Origin of the sequence: Dyadobacter flavalbus (assembly GCF_006149045.1) — a bacterium.
Lineage (GTDB): Bacteria > Bacteroidota > Bacteroidia > Cytophagales > Spirosomataceae > Dyadobacter > Dyadobacter flavalbus.
This window is the reverse complement of the sequence record NZ_VBSN01000027.1, coordinates 922809-944970: the sequence shown is the minus strand read 5'-3', so window position 1 is coordinate 944970 and position 22162 is coordinate 922809. Positions and strand designations below refer to the sequence as shown.

The 22162-nt window shown below is 45.3% G+C and carries 18 protein-coding genes; 12 read left to right on the top strand and 6 right to left on the bottom strand.

Going from position 1 to position 22162, the window contains the following annotated elements; all coding sequences use genetic code 11:
* Positions 1-5: 5 nt before the first annotated feature.
* On the bottom strand, positions 6-593 hold the full coding sequence (gene bamJ / locus FEM33_RS09165; protein ID WP_310588817.1) for a BamJ family beta-barrel-assembly machinery protein: 588 nt from the start codon (positions 591-593) through the stop codon (positions 6-8).
* Positions 594-600: 7 nt separating this feature from the next.
* Between bamJ and FEM33_RS26905 the strand changes: the two genes are divergently transcribed.
* The 7 genes from FEM33_RS26905 (at position 601) to galU (ending at position 7309) form a co-directional block, all read left to right on the top strand.
* The gene (locus tag FEM33_RS26905; RefSeq protein WP_310588816.1) at positions 601-780 is read left to right on the top strand and encodes a hypothetical protein; all 180 of its coding nucleotides are present in this window, start codon (positions 601-603) and stop codon (positions 778-780) included.
* 281 nt (positions 781-1061) lie between these two features.
* Positions 1062-2639, top strand: a complete 1578-nt coding sequence (gene atpA / locus FEM33_RS09160) for a F0F1 ATP synthase subunit alpha (RefSeq protein ID WP_139011720.1) — start codon at positions 1062-1064, stop codon at positions 2637-2639.
* Between the two features lie 137 nt (positions 2640-2776).
* Positions 2777-3661, top strand: a complete 885-nt coding sequence (gene atpG, locus FEM33_RS09155) for an ATP synthase F1 subunit gamma (RefSeq protein ID WP_139011719.1) — start codon at positions 2777-2779, stop codon at positions 3659-3661.
* A gap of 131 nt (positions 3662-3792) precedes the next feature.
* A complete protein-coding gene (locus tag FEM33_RS09150; RefSeq protein WP_139011718.1) occupies positions 3793-4524 on the top strand; it encodes an outer membrane lipoprotein-sorting protein in 732 nt (243 codons plus the stop codon).
* Positions 4525-4664: 140 nt separating this feature from the next.
* The gene (locus FEM33_RS09145; RefSeq protein ID WP_139011717.1) at positions 4665-5195 is read left to right on the top strand and encodes a YceI family protein; all 531 of its coding nucleotides are present in this window, start codon (positions 4665-4667) and stop codon (positions 5193-5195) included.
* Between the two features lie 151 nt (positions 5196-5346).
* Complete coding sequence (locus FEM33_RS09140) at positions 5347-6342, top strand: mevalonate kinase family protein (RefSeq protein ID WP_139011716.1); 996 nt, start codon at positions 5347-5349, stop codon at positions 6340-6342.
* A gap of 103 nt (positions 6343-6445) precedes the next feature.
* On the top strand, positions 6446-7309 hold the full coding sequence (gene galU / locus FEM33_RS09135; RefSeq protein WP_139011715.1) for a UTP--glucose-1-phosphate uridylyltransferase GalU: 864 nt from the start codon (positions 6446-6448) through the stop codon (positions 7307-7309).
* Positions 7310-7544: 235 nt separating this feature from the next.
* Here the strand turns inward: galU and FEM33_RS09130 are convergent, their stop codons facing one another.
* On the bottom strand, positions 7545-8837 hold the full coding sequence (locus tag FEM33_RS09130; RefSeq protein ID WP_139011714.1) for a hemolysin family protein: 1293 nt from the start codon (positions 8835-8837) through the stop codon (positions 7545-7547).
* A gap of 237 nt (positions 8838-9074) precedes the next feature.
* On the opposite strand from FEM33_RS09130, the gene FEM33_RS09125 reads away from it, so the two are divergent.
* The 3 genes from FEM33_RS09125 to FEM33_RS09115 all read left to right on the top strand — a co-directional run bounded on the left by FEM33_RS09125 (position 9075) and on the right by FEM33_RS09115 (position 14155).
* A complete protein-coding gene (locus tag FEM33_RS09125; protein ID WP_139011713.1) occupies positions 9075-12503 on the top strand; it encodes a DUF7133 domain-containing protein in 3429 nt (1142 codons plus the stop codon).
* Positions 12504-12768: 265 nt separating this feature from the next.
* Positions 12769-13827 carry a hypothetical protein gene (locus FEM33_RS09120; RefSeq protein WP_139011712.1) on the top strand — a complete coding sequence of 353 codons (1059 nt, stop codon included), beginning with the start codon at positions 12769-12771 and terminating at the stop codon, positions 13825-13827.
* Positions 13820-14155 carry a DUF6984 family protein gene (locus FEM33_RS09115; RefSeq protein WP_139011711.1) on the top strand — a complete coding sequence of 112 codons (336 nt, stop codon included), beginning with the start codon at positions 13820-13822 and terminating at the stop codon, positions 14153-14155. The genes FEM33_RS09120 and FEM33_RS09115 overlap by 8 nt, the downstream gene beginning before the upstream one ends.
* Positions 14156-14173: 18 nt before the next feature.
* Here FEM33_RS09115 and FEM33_RS09110 read toward each other — a convergent pair whose 3' ends face one another.
* The gene (locus FEM33_RS09110) at positions 14174-15415 is read right to left on the bottom strand and encodes an MFS transporter (RefSeq protein ID WP_139011710.1); all 1242 of its coding nucleotides are present in this window, start codon (positions 15413-15415) and stop codon (positions 14174-14176) included.
* 32 nt (positions 15416-15447) lie between these two features.
* Positions 15448-15855: an alternative ribosome rescue aminoacyl-tRNA hydrolase ArfB gene (gene arfB / locus FEM33_RS09105; protein WP_139011709.1), complete on the bottom strand. Its 408-nt coding sequence runs from the start codon at positions 15853-15855 to the stop codon at positions 15448-15450.
* A gap of 261 nt (positions 15856-16116) precedes the next feature.
* Here arfB and FEM33_RS09100 point away from each other — a divergent pair, with 261 nt between their 5' ends.
* Positions 16117-17421: a DUF6600 domain-containing protein gene (locus FEM33_RS09100; RefSeq protein ID WP_229214158.1), complete on the top strand. Its 1305-nt coding sequence runs from the start codon at positions 16117-16119 to the stop codon at positions 17419-17421.
* 152 nt (positions 17422-17573) lie between these two features.
* Complete coding sequence (locus FEM33_RS09095; protein ID WP_139011708.1) at positions 17574-18593, top strand: GntR family transcriptional regulator; 1020 nt, start codon at positions 17574-17576, stop codon at positions 18591-18593.
* Between the two features lie 60 nt (positions 18594-18653).
* On the opposite strand, the gene FEM33_RS09090 is transcribed toward FEM33_RS09095, so the two are convergent.
* Both FEM33_RS09090 and FEM33_RS09085 read right to left on the bottom strand, forming a co-directional pair.
* Positions 18654-19937: a sugar isomerase gene (locus FEM33_RS09090; RefSeq protein WP_139011707.1), complete on the bottom strand. Its 1284-nt coding sequence runs from the start codon at positions 19935-19937 to the stop codon at positions 18654-18656.
* 48 nt (positions 19938-19985) lie between these two features.
* Positions 19986-22109, bottom strand: a complete 2124-nt coding sequence (locus tag FEM33_RS09085) for a bifunctional aldolase/short-chain dehydrogenase (RefSeq protein WP_201747710.1) — start codon at positions 22107-22109, stop codon at positions 19986-19988.
* Between the last annotated feature and the right edge of the window lie 53 nt (positions 22110-22162).

Sequence of the window (22162 nt, the reverse complement as noted above, 5' to 3'; positions counted from 1 at the left end):
ACGTCCTATTTAACAATTTCTAATAATTCAACCTCAAAGACCAAAGCTGAATAAGCCGGTATCTGAGGGCCTGCAGCCCGTTCTCCGTAAGCCAGCTGGTAAGGAATAAACAACTTCCATTTGGAACCTACGGGCATCAGCTGAAGGGCTTCTGTCCATCCTTTAATCACACCGTTAACCGGGAATTCAACAGGTTCTCCTCGGTCTACCGAACTGTCAAAAACCGTTCCATTGGTAAGGGTGCCGTGATAATGTGTTTTGACTTTGTCGGTTTCCGCTGGCTTGGGGCCATCGCCTGTTTTTATTACTTCGTACTGCAATCCGCTTTCTGTTGTGGTTACGCCCGCTCTTTTCTTGTTTTCTTCCAAAAACTTTTCACCTTCCACCCTCACTGTCGCTCCTTTTTCCGCACTTATTTTATGAAAATATTCACCGATAAACTTGTTTGCATCTTCCGGAGTAAAAGCTGTTTTATCGCCTTTGAGCGATGCATTGATCGTTTTGGTAAGTACTTCAGAGTTAATTTCATTGATTCCCTGAGAAGTAAGGGAATTTGAAAAGCTTACGCCGATTGCAGCAGACAAAGAATCCATCTGATTTTTGAGTACACTTGACGATGTTGCTGCTTTTACCGGTGAGGCTGCTGCCTTTGTTGTCTTTTTTACTGTCGAGGCAGGTTTTACTGTTTTTTTGATAGTCTGTGCTTTACTTTCTGCTGTTGCTAAAAATCCTAATATGACGGCAGCTAAGATGGTTTTTTCTAATTTGTACATTCTGTAAATGGATGGTCAAGAAAATTATTTCGAATACGTAAATGATATTAACGAACTCAATTACAACAAAAACACAATTAGTACCTAAAAAAGTTTTAAAAATATTCGGTAATATAGAAGAAATCATTATTTGCCTGACAGGTAAGTGATTCCTTGCAAAACCTTGGAAAAATCTAATTTTATCTCACAGGTTTTAGTTAAAACATTCTTTATTAACCAAAATAAAACTCTACCTTTGCGGCAGTTTTCAAAAACTTACTACTATACTCTAAATAAGTCAATTATACTATGGTATCTGTTAGACCGGATGAAGTTTCGGCCATCCTGCGCGAACAACTTGCAGGCGCTCGATCAGAAGCAGAACTCGAAGAAGTAGGAACAGTCCTTCAGGTTGGTGACGGTGTTGCCCGCATTTACGGCCTTTCCCAGGTACAGGCAGGTGAGCTGCTTGTCTTCGAAACTGGCCTTAAAGCCCTTGCCCTGAACCTTGAAGAAGATAATGTCGGAGCAGTATTGCTTGGCGATTTCAGCGACATCAAGGAAGGCGCCACTGTGAAGCGTACAAAAGAAATTGCTTCGGTTAAGGTTGGCGACGGAATTGTTGGACGTGTTGTCAACACACTTGCTGAACCTATCGACGGAAACGGACCTATTTCCGGTACACTTTACGAAATGCCACTTGAGCGTAAAGCGCCGGGTGTAATTTTCCGCCAGCCGGTAACAGAGCCGCTCCAGACCGGAATCAAAGCGATTGATGCAATGATCCCGATCGGACGTGGACAGCGTGAATTAATTATCGGTGACAGACAGACCGGCAAAACGGCTGTTGCTATTGATACAATCATCAATCAGAGAGAATATTTTGAAAAAGGCGAACCGGTATTCTGTATCTATGTAGCCTGTGGTCAGAAAGCCTCAACAATCAAAGGAATAGAAGCAACGCTTCGCCGTTACGGTGCAATGGACTATACCGTTATCGTTGCAGCAAGTGCTTCCGACCCATCACCTATGCAGTTCTATGCGCCATTTACAGGTGCTGCGATCGGTGAATTCTTCCGTGATACCGGCCGTCCCGCACTGGTTATTTATGATGACCTTTCCAAACAGGCTGTATCTTACCGTGAAGTTTCCCTGCTTCTTCGCCGCCCGCCGGGACGTGAAGCATATCCTGGTGACGTATTTTACCTGCACAGCCGTCTTCTGGAACGTGCTGCAAAAATCATTGCAGATGATACGATTGCAAAAAACATGAACGATCTTCCGCCATCACTGCAGGGCGTAGTAAAAGGCGGCGGCTCGCTGACAGCCCTTCCGATTATCGAAACGCAGGCTGGTGACGTTTCTGCCTATATTCCTACGAACGTAATTTCGATTACGGACGGACAGATTTTCCTTGAATCGAACTTGTTCAACTCCGGTATCCGCCCGGCCATTAACGTGGGTATTTCGGTATCACGTGTAGGAGGTAATGCCCAGATCAAGTCGATGAAGAAGGTTTCGGGAACACTTAAACTGGATCAGGCACAATTCCGCGAACTGGAAGCTTTTGCAAAATTCGGTTCGGATCTGGATGCCGCTACAAAATTGGCCATTGACAGAGGACGCCGCAACCAGGAAGTTTTGAAGCAGCCACAGTACGCACCGGTTCCTGTTGAACAACAGGTTGCAACCGTTTACGCATCTACAAAAGGATTGCTTGACCTTGTCGATGTTACCCGCGTTAAAGAGTTTGAAAAAGATTTCCTTACTGTTCTCAGCGGACAGCACAAAGAAACTTTGTCAGCTTTGCGCGCCGGCAAACTGGATAACAGCGTTACAGATGTGATTGAGAAAGTAGCCAGAGAGGTTGCTGTAAAATACCGTTAATTCAAGATTGTCTAAAAAAGAAATACGACTGAGCAAAACAAAATGCTTTGTTTCAAACCGTTTAGTTTTGCCAGTTTTATTCTCTTTATACCTTATCAACTAAATCGCAGCGTCGGAACGCTTTAAACTTCCAAATAATGGCAAGCTTAAAAGAAGTACGTAACCGTATCGTATCGGTTAATTCCACCCAGCAGATCACAAAAGCCATGAAAATGGTGGCTGCAGCAAAGTTGCGCAGAGCTCAGGACAATATCATGCAGATGCGTCCTTATGCCCAGAAGCTGGGTGAAATGCTTTCCACCGTTTCAGCAGGCTCAGAAAGTTCATCCGATAGTCCTTTGAAAGCGGTTCGCCCCGTTGAAAAAGTGCTGTTGGTCGTTGTAACATCTGATCGCGGACTTTGCGGTGCATTCAATACCAACGTTATCAAGGCGACTTTACAGCTGATTGAACAAAAATATGCGCAGCAGGCTCTCAGAGGCAATGTTGAAATATTTGCAATCGGCAAGAAAGGCGCTGAATCCCTGTCCCGCCGCGGCTTTACCGTTCATACCGCCTACGCCGATCTTTTCGGAAGGCTGAACTTTGTAGCCGTAAAACAGGCTGCCGAAGAAATTATGAAAGATTTTTCGGAAGGACGATATGATGCAGTAGATCTTATTTATAACGAATTCAAGAATGTAGCCACGCAGATCATTCATGCAGATCCGTATCTTCCGATCAGATCCGAAGATAAATCAACGAGTGCAAGAAAGACCGAAATCAATTACATTTTTGAGCCCACAGAAGAAGAAATTCTTTCCGAACTGATTCCGAAATCGCTGAAAATTCAATTGTACAGATCCGTTCTGGAATCCAATGCTTCTGAACAGGGCGCGCGGATGACAGCTATGGACAAAGCAACTGAAAATGCGCAGGAACTTTTGAAAGAACTTAAACTGATTTATAACCGTACCCGTCAGGCAGCAATTACGACGGAAATCCTTGAAATTGTTGGCGGAGCAGAAGCTTTGAAAAACTAACGAACAGGATCGAATATATTCAGGCGAGCAGATTTCCATATTTGCTCGCCTTTTTGTTTTTCGGCTTATCACCGGTTTGCTGCAATATATTGTACCACTTCGAAGTTTCAATTCTAAAACAATCAAACCTTATGCAAAAAATCAATCGTTCAGGATTACTGCTGTTTCTCGTTTTTCTGGGAATCATAAATGCAGTTTCCGCCCAGAATCTGGATGAAATCGTTTCCAAGCACATTGCTGCCATGGGCGGAGCCGAGAAACTTTCCAAATTGTCCAGCATGAGAATTACGGCTGAAATGGACATTATGAACATGAAAGTTCCGATTACAACTACAATCGTTCAGAATAAAGGTTTTCGCAGCGAAACGGTCATTCAGGGCATGACGATTGTGCAGGCAATCAACGGAACCAGCGGCTGGGCAATAAACCCGATGTCGGGCCAGACAAAAGCAGTTGCCTTGCCCGAAGAAGCGGTAAAATCCATGATCTCGGAAACGGATCTGACCGGGTTGTACAATTACAAGGAAAAAGGTTATACGCTCGCGCTGTATGGTGAAGAAGATCTGGCCGGCGCGAAAGTTTATAAAGTAACAATGACTTTGAAAAACGGTATAAGAAGAATCAATTACATCTCGAAAGATACTTTTTACATTCTCAAGATTATCGTTCAGACCAGCATCAACGGCCAGGAAATCAAATCTGAAAATACGCAATCGGATTTCCGTCAGGTAGACGGCATTTATTATCCTTTTAATTCAGAAGTCACAACTTCGGCCATGCCCGGTGCCACAATGGCCATCAGGATCAACACGCTGGAAGTTAACCCCAAAATTGATGAAAGCATTTTCGCAATGCCGAACTGAGCACACTTTCAGATAGAACATCATTTTTGATCCGGCCTGGTCGCCGGATTTTTTTATTTAAAAACTTTTTTAAAAGCTGAACTATTTCCTAAATTTACATGTATATACATTAAATGTTATTACATAAAAAATTTCAAGCTATGGCAACTACAACAACCTGGGCAATTGACCCGACACATTCCGAAATCCAGTTTAAAGTAAAGCACCTTGTAATATCTACGGTTACAGGTTCGTTCAAATCATTTGAAGGAAGCGTGGAATCCGAAAAAGAAGACTTTGACGGTGCAACTGTTCAATTTTCCGCAGATGTTGCGACAATTGATACCAATCAGGCACAACGCGACGAGCATTTAAAATCAGCAGACTTTTTTGATGCAGAAACATATCCTAAAATTTCATTTGCAGGAAAACTTCAGAAGAAAAGCGGTGACAGCTATACTTTGAAAGGTGATCTTACTGTGAAGCATGTTACCAAACCGTTTGAATTTGCTGTCGAATACGGCGGAAACATGACGGACTTTTACGGCAACAACAAATCAGGTTTTGAAATCACAGGAAAAATCAACCGCAAGGAATTTGGTCTGGAATGGAGTGCAGTAACTGAAGCAGGCGGCGTTGTTGTCGGTGACGAAGTAAAGCTGATTGCCAACATACAGGTTGTCAAACAATAAATACATCGTTAAACCTCCTCCTAAAATATAAAGCGCGGACACTACGTCTGCGCTTTTTTTATGTCTGCAAGGATATTTTCCTTTGCAGTAAGGGCAAAAGCAGATTGTGTCGTCCTTTAGTTTATTACTTTTGATCAAAAAAGACTTCACCTTGATTATTGAAACACGTGCTTATGCCCGGGCCGGGTTATTAGGCAATCCATCGGATGGTTTTTACGGAAAAACGATCTCCATTTCTGTCAGGAATTTTGGTGCTTCCATTTCGCTTTATGAATCGCCGGAACTTCATATTGAATCTCAGCCTCAGGATGTAAGTACATTCAGAAGCATTTTTCATCTGCGCGATTCGGTTAGCATGCTTGGCTATAACGGCGGAATTCCGCTGATCAAGGCGGGTATAAAAAAATTCGGCGACTACTGCGAAGAACAGGGAATACGGCTGCCAAACCGGAATTTTACGGTACGTTACCGTTCGTCTATTCCGCGCCAGGTGGGCATGTCCGGATCCAGTGCGATTGTCGTTGCGCTGTTCAGGGCATTGATGCAGTTTTACAAGGTTGAAATTCCGCTTGAATTTCTTCCCCAGCTTGTCATGATTACCGAAACTGAAGAACTCGGAATTACCGCCGGGTTACAAGACCGCGTCATTCAGTGCTACGAAGGCTGTGTTTATATGGATTTCGATAAAGCCATGATCGAGCAGAAAGGACATGGCTTGTACGAACGCATCAATCCGGCACTGCTTCCCAAATTGTACGTAGCCTACAATACCAATCTCAGCAAGGTTTCGGGAAAGGTGCACAGCGACGTGCGGACACGTTACGACCGTGGAGAACAAGACGTCATTGATGTGCTTGGACAAATCGCACAAAAGGCCGAAGACGGAAAAAAAGCCCTTCTGGAAGGCCGGGCAGACGATTTGCATGCACTTATGAATGAAAATTTTGACCTGCGCTGCAAAATCTACAATGTTCCGGAATCCAACAAAAGGCTGATCAACGCTGCCAGATCGTGCGGTGCATCAGCGAAATTTGCAGGCTCCGGCGGTACAATTATCGGTATTTATCACGATGATGACATGCTGAACAAGCTGTTTGTACACCTTAAAAAACATAATGCAAGGGTAATCAAGCCGTTTGTGGTTTAAAATTTCCTGTGCTTGCCTGCAAATGAGGGTCATTTAAAAAATATATTTATTAACCAAATACATTAAAGCGGATGGCGAAAAGCCGGAAGCAGAAGTCAAACTTATGATTCGTAAAGCTGTAATTCCTGCCGCCGGACTTGGAACCCGGTTTTTGCCGGCAACCAAATCAATGCCCAAAGAAATGCTTCCTATTATTGACATTCCGACGATCCAGTACGTAGTGCAGGAAGCTGTGGATTCCGGAATTGAAGATATTCTGATTATTTCAGGAAAAGGAAAGCGTGCCATTGAAGATCATTTTGACCGCAATGTGGAACTGGAAAGCCGCCTGGAAGAAAAGGAAGATCTGATGTGGTTCAATGAAATGCGCAGGCTTGCCGATATGGCCAATGTCCATTTTGTACGTCAGAAAGAAGCCAACGGACTGGGCGACGCCATTTATTACGCACGCCATCATGTTGGCAATGAACCTTTTGCTGTTTTACTCGGCGATACCATCATGGATTCTGTCATTCCTGTAACGCAGCAATTGATGGATACTTACGAACAATACGGCGGGTCTGTCATTGCAGTGGAGGAAGTTCCGGCCAATAAGGTAAACCGTTACGGAATTGTCGGCGGAAATTCACTCAGCGATTCCATTATGGAGCTAAGTACTTTGGTCGAAAAACCGGCTGTTGAATCGGCTCCTTCGAACCTGGCCATTGCGGGAAGATATATTCTGACACCTGAAATTTTCCAGACCATCGAGCAGACGCCAAAAGGAAAAAACAATGAAATTCAGCTGACCGATTCCATGTTGCTTCTGCTGAAACGCGAAAATATCTACGCGCACCGGATTGAAGGAAAACGCCACGATATCGGTGACAAGCTCGATTATCTGAAAACAACCGTTGAATTTGCGCTGAACCGGAAAGAATTTGCAGAACCTTTCAGGAAATTCCTCATTGATATCTTGAACAAATAAGCATTACTAAATGTAAAATCAGGCTATTGCAGACTTTTGCAATAAGAAATTAAAATCACACTTGTAATTTGAATCTTGATTCGAGCTTTGGCCGATTTAATGAATTATAAAGCAAAAGAATTTTTCAAAAGCCTGATTTTACCTGGAATACCATTTATTCCGTGATACCTTCTGCTGTTCACTGAACTTATACATTTCAATAATATCCAATAGCTGCCATAACGGAAGCCTTGTTTCAGGAATCCAGTACCGTAATTTTCACTAGTGCAATGGTGCTGCGCTGTTTTTTCAGGATTGTAAATTCATAATGCCTGGTTTTAAGCCGTTCTCCTACTGACGGAATGCGCCCGAACTTCCAGATCAGATAGCCTGCGAGCGTTTCGTAGTCGCTTTCTCTGGAAATGTCGTGAGGCAGTTTGTCATTGATATCCGTAATGGAAGCCGAGCCTAAAACGGTGAAAGTATTGTCATTTTCATTCTTGACGAAAGGAACTTCATTGTCATACTCATCCTGAATTTCACCGACAAGTTCTTCCAGAATGTCTTCCATCGTTACAATGCCGTCAACACCGCCGTATTCATCAATGATAATGGCCATTTGCTGACGATTTACCTGAAAATCACGCAGCAGCGCACCAATCGGTTTGGAACCGTGTACCGTAGAAACAGGTCTGATCAATTCCGTAAGTACGATTTTTTTACCCTGCCGCATTTTCAGAAGCAGATCTTTCAAGTGCAGTACACCGACGATCTGATCCAGTGTATCTTCATAAACGGGCATTCTGGAGTAACCTTCCTCAATGATCTTTTCCAGTTTTTCCTCGTTAAAATCATTGATATCAATACCCGTCACCTGCGGACGCGGGATCATGATTTGTCTTGCAATCCTTTCTGAAAAATTAAAGGCATTCTTGATCAGATCGTAATCCGCAGCTTCAATCATGCCGCTTTCCTTCTGCTGCTGAACGAGATAACGCAGTTCATCGCTGCTGTGCACTTCGCTTCCATGTGAAGGCGTGATACCGACACCTTTCAGAATGAAATTGGCAATTCCGTTCAGGATCCAGACGATGGGCTTGAAAATCAGAAAAAACCCGTGCAGCGGGTACGACAACAGCAAGGTTGTAGCTTCCGGGCGCTGTATCGCAATGGATTTTGGGGCAAGTTCGCCGAATACAATATGGAGAACCGTAATAATGGCAAATGCAGCTGGCAAGGCAATCTGATGAGCCAGTTCGGGATCAAGGGAAATTCCGACAAGTTCCATTCCGGCAATAAGAACTTTCGAAACAACAGGTTCGCCGATCCATCCGAGCCCAAGACTTGCAAGTGTAATCCCGAATTGTGTTGCAGCAAGATAACCGTCCAGATTTGATACGATTTGTTTGGATAAAATTGCCATTTTGTTGCCATCCTGCGCTTTTTGTTCCAGTTGCGAGGCCCTGATCTTTACGATTGCAAATTCAGCGGCCACAAAAAAACCATTCAGAAGAACAAGCACTAGTGTTATTAAAACCTGGATAGCCATTCAGTTAAAGTATGTTTAGATTAACAGGGTGAAAATGCATTTTAACAAAAAATTATTCCATTCAGAAAGGCTGCTGCAATGCAGCTTGCGCAAGCTATGCGATAATGTCCGCAAAATGCACCAATCCTGCTGGTTCCAACAGTAAAAAATCATTTATTTTACACTTTTTCTTATCTTGTCTATAATTTATTATTGCTGACTAGGACTAACCCAAATTCTGCCCAAGGCACTATCTCAATGACTTCCAGAAAATTTTTTAAAAAGCCGCTGGTGCTGCTCACCGTCACCACGGCTGTTGTTGTATCATGCATGAAATTATCGCCCACAAGTTCTACCTCCAAAACCAACAGTACGCCGCTGGTTGTAAAGGAAGATGCTGCAACGGGCAAAGCCAGAGCAAAAGAAATACGTGACAAAGTTTCGGTCAAACTGGCGGACGGCCTGAAACTGGATCTTTGGGCTTCGGATTCACTCGCGCCGGACCCGGTGGCGATTGCAATGGATGATAAAGGAAATGTTTACCTGAACCGCACAAACCGTCAGAAAAACTCGGAATTTGATATCCGAGGGCACCAGAACTGGATGACGGCTTCGATTGGCCTGCAGACTGTTGAAGAGCGCCGCGCTTTTCTGCACAGCACGTTTGCCCCTGAAAAAAGCAAGGAAAACCAATGGCTGAAAGACGTAAACGGCGACGGCGTGCACGACTGGAAAGACCTTGCCGTTGAAAAAGACGAGGTTTGGAAAATAGAAGATACCGATAACGACGGCATTGCCGATATTTCCACACGCGTTCTGAATGACTTTTTTGATGAAGTTACAGACGTTGCCGGTGGTTTGCTGATCCGCGCACATGATGCATTTGTCACAATTGCGCCCGATGTATGGAGACTGAAAGACAGCAACGGCGACGGAATTTATGATGAAAAAACGTCCATAAGCCACGGATACGGCGTGCATATTGGTTTCAGCGGACACGGCATGTCCAATCCGATTGAAGGTCCGGACGGTAAAATTTACTGGAATATCGGAGACATCGGTGCCAACATTACTACGGCCGAAGGTGTAAAACACGAGCATCCAAACTCCGGAATCATTGCACGTTCCAATCCGGACGGAAGCGATTTTGAAGTGTATGCCCACGGTCTGCGCAATACACACGAGTTTGTTTTTGATGAATACGGCAATCTGATCAGTTCCGATAACGACGGCGACCATCCAGGCGAAAGCGAAAGGCTTGTGCACGTTGTAGAAGGTTCTGATGCCGGCTGGCGTTCCAACTGGCAATATGGAAAATACACTGATCCGAAAAACAACAGCTACAAAGTATGGATGGACGAAAAACTTTACAAACCGCGCTGGGACGGACAGGCTGCTTACATCATTCCTCCTATCCAGAATTTCCACAATGGCCCTACCGGCATGCAGTATAATCCGGGAACAGCATTAGGTTCGGCTTGGAAAAACAAATTTTTCCTCGTTGAATTTGTAGGAAACCCGACGCGCTCTCCGATCTGGTCTTTTGGTTTGAAACCGAAAGGTGCATCTTTTGTGCTGGATGGCGAAAAAAACATCCTGACCGGAATCCTGCCGACAGGCATCCGTTTCGGCCCGGACGGCGCATTGTATGTGGCTGACTGGATCAACGGCTGGGATACAAAAAATTACGGAAGGGTCTGGAAACTGAATGTGACGGACGACAAAAACGACCTGAAGGAAGTAAGAGCAACGACTAAAACGCTGATGCAGCTCAATTATGAAAGACAAAGCGATGATATGCTGCTGTCGCTGCTTTCCAATGATGATATGCGTATTCGTCTGAAATCGCAGTTTGAGCTGGCTTCCAGAGGTGCAAAAGGCGCTGCCGTTTTTAGCAAGGCCATCGAACAAAAAGAAAAACAGCTGGAAAGGATTCACGCAATATGGGGAATGGGACAATTGGCTCGTCAGGATAAATCCTATGCAAATGTTCTGATGACGCTGCTGAAAGATTCGGATGAAGAAATCACCGCACAGGCTGCCAAAGTGCTTGGCGATGCAAGAATTGCAGAAGCAGGCCCGATGCTGATCCCGATGCTTTCCAGTAAAAACCCGCGCGTTCAGTTCTTCGGGGCACAGGCGCTGGGCCGTATCCGCCATAAGGAAGCAGTGAAGCCATTGCTGGATATGATTCAGGCCAATAACGATTCGGATGTATATCTGCGTCATGCTGCCGTGCTGGCTTTGTCGCGCATCGGCGAAGTGGAACCGATTGCTGCTTTATCCAGTAGCCCTGAAAAGTCACTGCGGATTGCAGCCGTACTGGTGCTGCGCAGAATGCATAATGAAAAAGTGAGTTTGTTTTTACAGGATAAAGATGAATACATTGTTGCCGAAGCCGCACGCGCCATTAACGATGACACATCCATTCCCGGCGCACTTCCGGCACTTGCCGCTACATTAAAAGAAAGCCGGTTTACTTCCGAACCGCTTTTAAGACGTGCGATCAATGCTTCATTAAGGGTCGGAACGGATGAGCAGCTGGATAATCTGATTGCATTTGCAAAAAGAAAAGACGTTGATAAAAGCATAAGAGCCGAAGCGCTGGCAACCTTGGGAACCTGGGCGAATCCGTCTGTTATGGACCGCGTGGATGGCCGGTACCGCGGCGCTGTAAAGCATAATGCTGAAACTGTAAAATCAAAAGTTCAGCCGCTGGTTGCTGAATTCCTGAAAGATAACGATTCTGAAATCCTGATTGCTTCCGCGCAGATGCTCACAAGTCTGGGTATTACAGAAAACAATGCTGCGTTGGCCGGCATATTGTCAAACCATTCCGACCCAAAGGTAAGAACGGCGATGCTTACAGCACTGAACAATCTGAAATACACGGACATGGAAACGGTGATGAAAAAGGGAATGACTGATTCCGATGCGGATGTAAGAACAGCGGCTTTGGGAATGGCCGGAAGTGTAAACATGTCCGCAGCAACTTTGGCGGATATTTCCAAAACCATTTTTGACAAAGGAAGTGTTAAAGAACAGCAGCAGATGCTTCGCGTACTCGGAAGTTTGCCGGTTGCCAAAACGGAAAGTATCTTCAATGATCTGATCGGTCAGATGAATGACAAGAAACTGCCGCAAAGCCTTGCGCTGGATCTTGGCGAAGCCGTGGATTCTACAAAATCAAGCACATTGATCGCCAAACTGGCTCCGATGCGCTCCAACGGCGCTACGGTTGCAGATTTCCAGGATGCACTTTTTGGCGGAAATGCACAGTTGGGCCGTCGTTATTTCATGACCAGTTCTGCTGCGGAATGCGTAAGATGTCATTCCATCGGCGGACAGGGCGGCGAAGTAGGCCCGAATTTGTCCAATATCGGCAATGTACTTTCGCGTGAGCAGATTCTGCAGGCACTTATCGAGCCAAGTGCCCGTTTGTCGCCCGGCTTCGGTATGGTCGTACTGACGTTGAAAGACGGAACCAGCGCAGCCGGTATTCTCAGCGAAGAGAATGACCACGAACTGATCCTGAAAACTTCCGAAGCAGAACCTTTGAAAATTCCGGTGGCACGTATTGCGAAACGGGACAATGTTCCTTCCAGCATGCCGCCAATGGGTACGATTATGACCAAAAGAGAAATCCGCGATGTCGTGGAATTTTTATCCGGATTGAAAAAACAGTAATCATCCAATCGGTTAGTTGACGAAAACCGGTCATGGTTTCTGCTTTTATAATTTGTTCTTTATTAAATATTTTATCTTTCCAATAGCTTGCAGCCAACCGCTGGCAGCTAAGAATAGTCCGGGCAGTATATGCCTGGACTATTTTTTATATCCGACAATTCCTTTTTTAATTAATAATAACACTTATTAACACATACCGTTTGTGTTGATAATTCCATTACTTTTGAAATGATCAGGAATTATTACTACAAAGCTTATCGAACACATGGAACTAGACAAGAAAGAAGCTGCTGTAATTGATAAAGCAATCCGTTTTTGGGAAAGTACCAACAAGATTTCGCCCGAGCAGGCCAAAGCACTTCATAACAGCTATCAGTTAAGGAATGAAAATGTCAATGCGATTGCTATATATGCGCTGATTGCCGCTATTTCCTGCGGCCTGCTTGCATTCGGCGCACTGGTAATTGACGAAAAATGGATTGAATTGCTGCGCAAAAAATGGGGATTTTCAGAAACCATTTTCGGCGTTGTGTTTACGCTTGCCGCTGTGTTGTTTGTAGTCCTGGCAAAAAGGAACCGGAAAAAATATCCCGAAGCACGCACCAGCACCGAAACTTACAATATAGCCATCATACTTACGGTTGCAATTGCAATTACTTACTGGACGCGAAGCTTTGCGAACTTTAACGGCAATTATGCTTTGCCGCTTTTTATTGCCACGCTGGCGTATGGCGCCGTTGCTGTCTATCTTAAGTCTTCACTCTTGTGGACAGTTATGATTATTTCCTTCGCGGGTTGGTGGGGCGCACAAACTCATTACTGGTCGGGAGGAAGCTATCGTTTTATGGGCATGAATTACCCGCTGCGCATGACCGTTTTCGGCTTGTTTGTGTGGGCGGCTTCCGGGATTGTTTCCAGAGTCAAACCTTTGATCAAGTTTGGCGAAGTGACTTATACAATCGGACTTTTCCTGTTTCTGCTTGCAGGCTGGACACTATCCATTTTTGGAAATTACGACGATCTGAGCGGATGGACAGTGATCAAACAAAGTCATTTCTGGTATTGGGCAGTTGGGTTCAGTCTTGTGCTGGCGAGTTTGCTGTTTTATGCATTCAACAACAAACAGGATACGTTACGCGATCTTTGCCTCGTGTTTTTCCTGCTGAACATTTATACAAGATATTTTGAATATTTCTGGGACAGAACCAACAAAGGCATTTTCTTCGCCGTACTGGCACTTTCTTTCTGGCTTGTGGGCCGTAAAGCGGAACAATGGCGTAACAAGAAAAAAATCCCGGCTACTGACAAACTGACCAATGAATAACATCCGGCCAATCAGGCAAAATGAAATAGAACTGATTCAGTATTTACTTAAATTACTGAATCTCGATCCTGAAAATTATCCTTTCAGTGCGGAAGTGGATGAATATGAAGGCGGCAAAATGGGCAGCATCAGTCTCGGCGGCGACGTGTCGGCTTATGACGGAGATCTGATTCAGGTGGAATATGTGGATGCGGACGGAACGCCGGTTGTGATTACTTTGACCAAAGACAATAAAGGCCAGTTGCTCGATCTGGATTTCTGGAAAATTGATTTTTCAAAACTGATTGAATATCCAACTCCGGATAAAATCATTGTAAAGAAAAGCTGAAGCGATTTTCAGCTTTCTTTATATTTCTTCGTAATCAAGATCCTTTCCGTACGTTTCTTCCATTTTCCAGAGCGACAGCAATGCAAGCAGAAAGCAGATCGCCCCGACGATTGCGCCTGCATTCAAAACGCCCCATTCCGGTTTCAGAAATTGAAAAAACGGCAGTGTAAGCAACACCGTGGCCCTTACATTATTGGCAACGGAAGTGGTTACCGTAGCTCTCAGGTTGGTCCCGAACTGCTCGGCGGTAGTCGTCAGGAACATGGCAATGTAACCAATTGAAAACCCAAGCCATACATAGCAAATGTAAAGTGCAGTTTCAGACTTTATTCCGCCGTAAATAAGCCAGAGTACGCCGGTCAAGGTCATTGCAATCATCAGCAGAATGGCTTTTTTACGTGAACGAAGCCACTGACTTAGAATCCCGCTGAAAAAATCTCCTGTAACAATGCCGATGTAAGTATAAAGGACGCATGTTCCCGCCTGCACTTCGCCGGGAATGTTGAGTGCTTTTGCAAATTCATTGCCGAACGTCGCATAAATCCCGATGACCATGTAAGTCGGCAACCCGATTCCCATACAGCGCAGGTAACGCACCAGTCTTGGAAAACGGGTAAATAAAGTCCACCACGGGACTGATTTCCTTCCTCTTTTTTCAAGGCTCTTATTAAAAATAATGGATTCCAGCACGTTTATACGCAGGATCAGTAAAATGACACCCATGCCTCCGCCAATAAAATAGGCAACGCGCCAGTCGGTGAGTTTAACGGCAAAAAACGCGGCTATGGCTCCGGCCAGGCCAACGCTTGCGACTACTGAAGCGCCGTACCCTCTTAGCTCCTTCGGCAAAATTTCGGCAATTAACGTAATGCCTGCGCCCAGTTCTCCGGCCAACCCGAGTCCGGCAATAAATCGGAGCATGGAATAAACCTCCACATTATTCGTAAAACCGCAGGCAATATTGGCCAGTGAATAAGTAAGAATGGAGCCGAAAAGCACCGACCTTCTGCCAAGTTTATCGCCCAGTATTCCCCACATAAATCCGCCGATCAGCAAACCCGCCTGCTGCCAGTTGTAAATCTCCGCCCCTATTCTGGAAATTTCAGCTTCCGATAAACCTAGGTCTTTCAGACTGGGAACGCGTACAATATTAAAAAGCAGAAGGTCATAAACATCCACAAAATAACCCAGCGATGCAACGATAACGGGAAGTGTAAGTACAGAACTGATTTTAGGCTGAACAGTAGTAACAGAAGGCATGAGGCTGAGTAAAGGATTTCAGATTAAACGGTTTATTCTTCAAATGTTTTTCTGCGCATGGATTTGATCGCTGCATTGTGCTGCTTGGTTTGCAGCCTTTTCAGTTTTGAGGCAAGCGTCGGCCGGGAAGGTGTCCGGCTTTTTTCCTGAAAAAATGCTTTTCGTATAAGGTTATCAAACTTTTCAACAACCTTGTCTTTATTGGCCAGCTGCGATCTTTCGGTCTGATGATACAAAACCAGCACTTTCGTGTTGGTCAGTCTGGTCGATAATTTATCGTAAAGCGTTTGCTTCTGTTCTTCAGTCAACAGTCCGGAATTTCTGATATCAAAACGCAGCTCCACTTTTGATTCGACTTTGTTCACGTTCTGTCCGCCTTTGCCGCCGCTTCGGGCCGTCTGGAAAACAAGTTCAGTGTGCAGTATTTCAGGATTTATCATTTGGATTCAAATATTGTTAATGCTTGTTAATGCTTTGCCTCAAAAAAGGAGCCTCACGCAAGCCGGATCTGCAAATTAATGAAAAGCAACGTCGGATTTAACAAAACATCAGAATGCATATTATTAATTATCAAACACTTATGCTATAAATTATCTTATCTGTGATTTTAATAATATTCATTCATTTGTAAACAACCAAATCCGGTTTTCAAGCATCTTGTAAATGTCGTTAAACCAATTGCAAAAAAGAATGTCAAACAAATGATTTTAATAAACAGAAAACAATTAATCTATATAGCCATGAACAGCATGCGTTCACTTCGGATTTTCGGCTTATTCCTGTTAATGCTTGCCGGTATTTCAGTTCCGGATCAAGTTCAGGCACAACCCGGATTCAGGATTTCCTTTCAGACTTTCTATGATGAGCTGTCGCCTTACGGAAGATGGACCCGCAATCCGCAGTATGGTTCCGTATGGATTCCCGACGTACCTCGGGGCTTTCAGCCTTATTCTACCCAAGGATACTGGGAAGTTACCGAATACGGCAATACGTGGGTTTCGGATTACGAATGGGGCTGGGCGCCTTTCCACTACGGACGCTGGTCTTTTGACGATTACGTTGGCTGGTTCTGGATTCCGGATTACGAATGGGGACCTGCATGGGTTAACTGGCGTTCGGGAGGCGGATATTACGGCTGGGCGCCGCTTGGTCCCGGCATGAATTTCAACGTTTCCGTCAATATTCCGTCATTCTGGTGGGTTTTCATCCCGCAGCGTTACATAACAAGTCCGCGCTGGTATAATTACTGTGCGCCCCGCAACCGGGTTTCGCATTATTACAATCAGACCGTCATCATCAATAATTATTATGAAAACAATAACAGAACGTATGTTTACGGCCCGAGACGTGATGAAATCGAACGCGTAACGAGAAGAGAAGTTCCGGTGCGTACGATTGATGCCAGCCCGAGCGGACGCGGACGCGTCATAGTAGCCGGTAACAGCCGCGGCAACGACCGCTATGAACCTTCCGGCAACAGCAGAAACAATGGTTACAATAATCGTAATTCAACCATTGATGCCGGCGGCAGCCGTGGAAATGGCAATTACAATCCGTACAACGGAAACCGGGATTATCAGTCAGGAAACAGCCGGATTAATGAAAGCACCGAAAACAGCAGAAGAGACAATGCACCGGCAACGCGCTACGAAAATGCGGATAGAAATAATAACGATTACAACCGCGGAAGAACAGCAGAACCGGCGTATCCTTCGGAAAACAGAAGCAGCCGCGGCTATGAAGCACCGCGTTCCACTTTTCCTTCGAGAGAACAAAGCGTGCCGTCATACGGCTCAGAAAGAAGCAACAGATCGGAACGTTCTGCCGAGCCTGTATACCGCAGCCAGGAAAGAATGCCGGACAATATGTCGTCACCGCGTTCAAGCCGGTCGGAAAGAGGCTCTTCGGAATCAAGGATCAGTGTACCAAACAACAGATCCGGCAATGACAATCCGGGCAGAGGTTCCGGCGGCGCTACTGAAAGAAGCAGCCGGTCGCCAAGATAATACAGTGATTTTATAACAAAACAATCCGTTGGGAATAGTAGTTATTCTCAACGGATTGTTTTGTTTATATGGAATACAGCTGCCGTTTACAAAGCTTGCTGTTCTGTAATTTCTGAAAGGTTGCCGCCAAAATCCCTAACCTGCTTTTATTAATGGAAATACAATTTGACATCGAATTCAAGGAAAGTGCCCCGAAGTACATGCAGATCATCAAATCGCTTTTGCAGGCGATCAGCAAGGGAAAGCTGAAAAGAGGCGACAAAATCCCTTCCATAAACCAGCTGAGCGAAGAATATCTGTTGTCACGGGATACGGTGGAAAAGGCGTACAAACATCTGATCAAAGACGGCGTGCTGATTTCCGTACGTGGAAAAGGCTATTTTATCAATCGTGTCGATATTGAAACTTCGCTGAGAATCCTTCTGGTCTTCAACAAAATAAGCAATTATAAAAAGCAGATTTACAACGCCTTTGTAGAAAACATCGGAAGGAACGTGAATGTTGATTTGCATATTCATCATTCCAATGTCAATATCTTTAAAAACCTGATCAAAAACAGTATCGGCGAATACGACTTTTACGTTATCATGCCTCATTTTTATGAAAAGGCGGAAGAAGCGATTGAAACGCTGAAAATGATTCCTTCAGAAAAACTGATCCTGCTCGACAAGGACATTGAGCTGAACAGCAAGAAACATTCTTCTGTTTTTCAGAATTTTGAAAAAGACATTGTGCACGCACTGAACGAAGCGCTGGATTTGATCAAAGGTTATAAAAAGCTTATTCTGATATTTCCGACGCTGATCCCGTACCCGAAAGAAATCATCAAAGGTTTCCGCATCTTCTGCATCCAGCATGAACTGCAGCACGAGATTATCTACGATTTTCATGAAAACAGCATGGCGGTGACGGATACGGCCTATGTCGTTATTGAAGATAATGATCTGGTTAACCTGATTAAAAAATGCCGTGAACAGCAGCTTGCAATCGGTAAAGACATCGGCATTATTTCCTACAATGAAACGCCGCTGAAAGAAATCCTGCTGGACGGCATCACCACGATTTCGACCGATCACGAACAAATGGGCAAAACCGCTGCCGAGCTGATCAGGGAAAACCGCCGGGCCATTATCAAGAATCCTTTCACGCTGATAAAAAGAAAATCGCTTTAAACAAAATTGTTTAAAGCGATCGAATTCAGACCTAATAGAATTAATTGTTAATGTAAAGTTTTATAATCCGGTTGCAACCGTCAGTTTTCCGCGTTCGTTCATCAGTTCCGAGCGTACATTCAGGTTCCTGAAAAGGCCGATTGGATCAATGCAACCGCCGTTTATGCGCATGGATTCCCGTACAAGCGGACGCACATCCGTTCTGAATGCATTCTGGAGAATCTGCTGTGCAAGCACTACATCGTTTTCGTTCCGGGCCTGTTCCAGTTTTTTTCTGTCCACGATCAGCGCCTGCGCATAGGCCAGCAGAATAGCTTCCACGGATTGCAGCAGATCTTCCAGCGGATCTTTTACGTTATGGCTCGCATCGATCATCCACGCATATCCGTCGCTGCCTTTTCCGGCGCGTTTCATGCCGTCCACCAGTTCCACAAAGATCAGGAACAGCATATACGGCCGGATACTTCCGACGGTAAGATCGTCATCGCCGTACTTGGAATCATTGAAGTGAAATCCTGCCAGACGCCCTTCCATCATCAGCGTTGCCACGATCTGTTCGATGTTTGCATTGGGCAAATGATGGCCGAGATCGACCAGTACATCCGCTTTCGGGCCCAGTTTCTGGCAAAACAGAAGGGAACTTCCCCAGTCCTGAATAACGGTGGAATAAAAGTTCGGCTCGTAAGCCTTGTATTCTACAAATACCTTCCAGTCGTCGGGCAGTGCAGCATAGATTTCCTGAAGAGATTCCAGCGTATACTGAAAAGATTTCACAAAGCTGGACTGTCCCGGAAAGCAAGAACCATCTGAAAGCCAGATCGACAAAGCTTTGGAACCCAGATCTTTTCCGTATCTGATCACTTCGATATTATGCTCAACGGCCTGCTTTCTAACTTTCGGGTCAACGTGTGAAAGCGAGCCGAATTTATAGGATTGCTCCTGATTTTTCTGATCCTGGAAAGTATTGGAATTAACGGCGTCAAATTTCAGGTCAAGCGAAGTGGCGAGGCTGATAATGGAATTCGCCTGTTCCGGAATATCCCACGGAATATGCAGCGAAATGGAGCCGCTGGAACGGTTCAGTGCATGCAGCAGGCCGACATCTTCCACTTTCTCTTCCAGCGAGCGCGGTTCACCGCCGCCGGAAAACCTTCCGAAGCGGGTTCCGCCGGTTCCAAGCGCCCAGCTGGGAATAGCCACCTGAAACGCCGCCAGTTCATTTATAATTCCCTGTGCATGAATGTCCTGTTCTCCCAGTTGCTCATTGGTATAGCGCAACTGTTTCTGATGCCTTGACAGCAGGCTATCATTATGCTGATCAATCTGATATTGCTCGATTTTCATAATTAACAGGTTTAAACAGGCAAAAAACAATGCTGCCCGATCTGAAATTTATCTCAGGAATGCAGCAGGAACGCCGCCGTCTACATTGATTACGTTTCCGGTGCTTTTGCTCAACAGCCCGCTTACAAAAATGTATACGCCGTTTGCAATGTCCTCGGTATGGATCTCCGCATTCAGAACGGTTCTTTTGGCATAGTATGCAGGCAGTTCTTCCACTTTGATACCGTATGCTTTGGCCCGGCCCGCAGCCCAGCCGCTTTCCCAGATCTTGCTTCCGGAAATAACTGCATCCGGATTCACCACATTTACGCGGATTTTATCTGCTCCAAGCTCCGCCGCCAGCAAACGCGACATATGCTGCTGTGCAGCTTTGGCCGTTCCGTAGGCAACGTTGTTAGGGCCTGAAACAATACCGTTTTTGCTGGCAATATTGATGATATCGCCGCCCAATCCCTGCTGGCGCATGATGGCAACGGCTTCCTGGGAAACGAGGAACTGTCCTTTAACCAGAACATCCTGCAATATATCCCAGTCTTTGATGGTTGTTTCCGCCAATGGTTTGGAAATGGACAACCCGGCGCAGTTTACAACAATATCGACGCCGCCGTATTTCAATTTTGTGGCATGAAGCGCAGCCTTGATCTGATCCACTTCGAGCACATTGGCGATGGTTGTATCCGAAAAATCCTTTCCGTATTTTCCGTCAAATTCTGCTTTGGTTTCCGCCAGTGCTTTTTCGTCAATATCGGAAATAACCACGCAGGCGCCTTCCTGCAGTAATTTCTGCGCAATGGCTTTTCCTATTCCGCCTGATCCGCCGGTAACAAAAGCGACCTTGCGCGAAACCGACTTTTCTTTCGGCATACGCTGAAGCTTTGCTTCTTCCAGCAGCCAGTACTCAATGTCAAACGCTTCCTGTTCGGGAAGGGAAACGTAGGAAGAAATGGCTTCTGCGCCTTTCATTACGTTAATGGCATTGATATAAAATTCGGCTGCAACGCGTGCAGTCTGTTTGTCTTTGGCAAACGAGAACATGCCCACACCCGGCAACAATATAATCACCGGATTACGGTCGCGCACAGCAGGACTGTTGTCATGCCTGCAACGGTCATAATAAGCCTGATAATCCTGGCGATAGGCTTCAAACTGCGGACGGATATGATCCAGAATTTCCTGATCGGTCAGTTCCAGTTTTTCAAAAGGCAAATCCAGAACGAGCGGGCGGATTTTGGTACGCAGAAAGTGATCCGGGCAACTTGTTCCCAACGGAGCCAGTTTATCCAGATCATTGCTGCCGATAAATTCAAGTACTCTTTCGTCATCGGTAAAATGCCCGATCATGGCCTGCTGCTCGGAAGCAAGTCCGCGCAGGTAAGGCGCCAGTTTTCCCGCAATTTCCGAACGGCGGCTTTGGGACTCATTTTCCAGACGCTGCCCGCCGAACACCGGACGGTTTTTACCAAAATTTTCGTGTAAATAAGCAGAAGCCTTTTCAATGGTATCCAGCGTATTGATATACGATTCATAAGCCGTATCGCCCCATGTGAAAAGCCCGTGTCCGCCGAGTACGATCCCGCGGATGCCCGGATTGTCGGCAAGTGCTTTTTCAAGCTTCAAACCAAGGTCGAAACCCGGACGCTGCCAAGGAACCCACGCCAGCTCTCCGTTAAACAGCTCTTTTGTAATGGCTTCTCCTTCTTTGGAAGCAGCAATGGCAATCAATGCATCGGGATGCAAATGATCTATATGTTTGAAAGGCAGCAAGCCGTGCAGCGGCGTATCAATGGAAGGTGCTTTTGATTTGAGGTCGTAAATGCAATGGTTAAAAAGCTCCACCATTTCATCTTCAAATTCCAGCCCTCTGTATATATTTTTCAGGTTATGCAGACGGTCCTGATACAGTCCGGCCAGTCCGCTTCTTGTCAGCGTTCCAATGTCTCCGCCGGAACCTTTAATCCACATTACCTCTACTGGATTTCCCGTCAAAGGGTCTTTTTCAACTGTTTTACAACTGGTATTTCCGCCCGCATAGTTCGTCAGGCGAAGGTCAGCACCTAATAAATTGGAACGGTACAACAAAAGCGCCACCTGATCGTCTCCGAGCGAAGCGGCTTTTTCATCATCCCATAAATAGCTTACGTACTTGTATTGGCTTGTTGTAATGCTGCTCATATTTTAAGTTGATTGATTATCATTTCGAGGTAAAAGAACCGGCTCCAGAAAGG

What these genes read in the sequence shown, in the direction of transcription:
- FEM33_RS09125 (WP_139011713.1), top strand. Translation starts at nt 9,075, where the DNA reads ATGACTTCCAGAAAATTTTTTAAAAAGCCGCTGGTGCTGCTCACCGTC.
- FEM33_RS09110 (WP_139011710.1), bottom strand. Translation starts at nt 15,415, where the DNA reads ATGCCTTCTGTTACTACTGTTCAGCCTAAAATCAGTTCTGTACTTACA.
- FEM33_RS09085 (WP_201747710.1), bottom strand. Translation starts at nt 22,109, where the DNA reads ATGAGCAGCATTACAACAAGCCAATACAAGTACGTAAGCTATTTATGG.
- atpA (WP_139011720.1), top strand. Translation starts at nt 1,062, where the DNA reads ATGGTATCTGTTAGACCGGATGAAGTTTCGGCCATCCTGCGCGAACAA.
- FEM33_RS09090 (WP_139011707.1), bottom strand. Translation starts at nt 19,937, where the DNA reads ATGAAAATCGAGCAATATCAGATTGATCAGCATAATGATAGCCTGCTG.
- FEM33_RS09095 (WP_139011708.1), top strand. Translation starts at nt 17,574, where the DNA reads ATGGAAATACAATTTGACATCGAATTCAAGGAAAGTGCCCCGAAGTAC.
- galU (WP_139011715.1), top strand. Translation starts at nt 6,446, where the DNA reads ATGATTCGTAAAGCTGTAATTCCTGCCGCCGGACTTGGAACCCGGTTT.
- FEM33_RS09145 (WP_139011717.1), top strand. Translation starts at nt 4,665, where the DNA reads ATGGCAACTACAACAACCTGGGCAATTGACCCGACACATTCCGAAATC.
- FEM33_RS09100 (WP_229214158.1), top strand. Translation starts at nt 16,117, where the DNA reads ATGATTTTAATAAACAGAAAACAATTAATCTATATAGCCATGAACAGC.
- FEM33_RS09150 (WP_139011718.1), top strand. Translation starts at nt 3,793, where the DNA reads ATGCAAAAAATCAATCGTTCAGGATTACTGCTGTTTCTCGTTTTTCTG.
- bamJ (WP_310588817.1), bottom strand. Translation starts at nt 593, where the DNA reads ATGGATTCTTTGTCTGCTGCAATCGGCGTAAGCTTTTCAAATTCCCTT.
- FEM33_RS09130 (WP_139011714.1), bottom strand. Translation starts at nt 8,837, where the DNA reads ATGGCTATCCAGGTTTTAATAACACTAGTGCTTGTTCTTCTGAATGGT.
- arfB (WP_139011709.1), bottom strand. Translation starts at nt 15,855, where the DNA reads ATGATAAATCCTGAAATACTGCACACTGAACTTGTTTTCCAGACGGCC.
- FEM33_RS09115 (WP_139011711.1), top strand. Translation starts at nt 13,820, where the DNA reads ATGAATAACATCCGGCCAATCAGGCAAAATGAAATAGAACTGATTCAG.
- atpG (WP_139011719.1), top strand. Translation starts at nt 2,777, where the DNA reads ATGGCAAGCTTAAAAGAAGTACGTAACCGTATCGTATCGGTTAATTCC.
- FEM33_RS09120 (WP_139011712.1), top strand. Translation starts at nt 12,769, where the DNA reads ATGGAACTAGACAAGAAAGAAGCTGCTGTAATTGATAAAGCAATCCGT.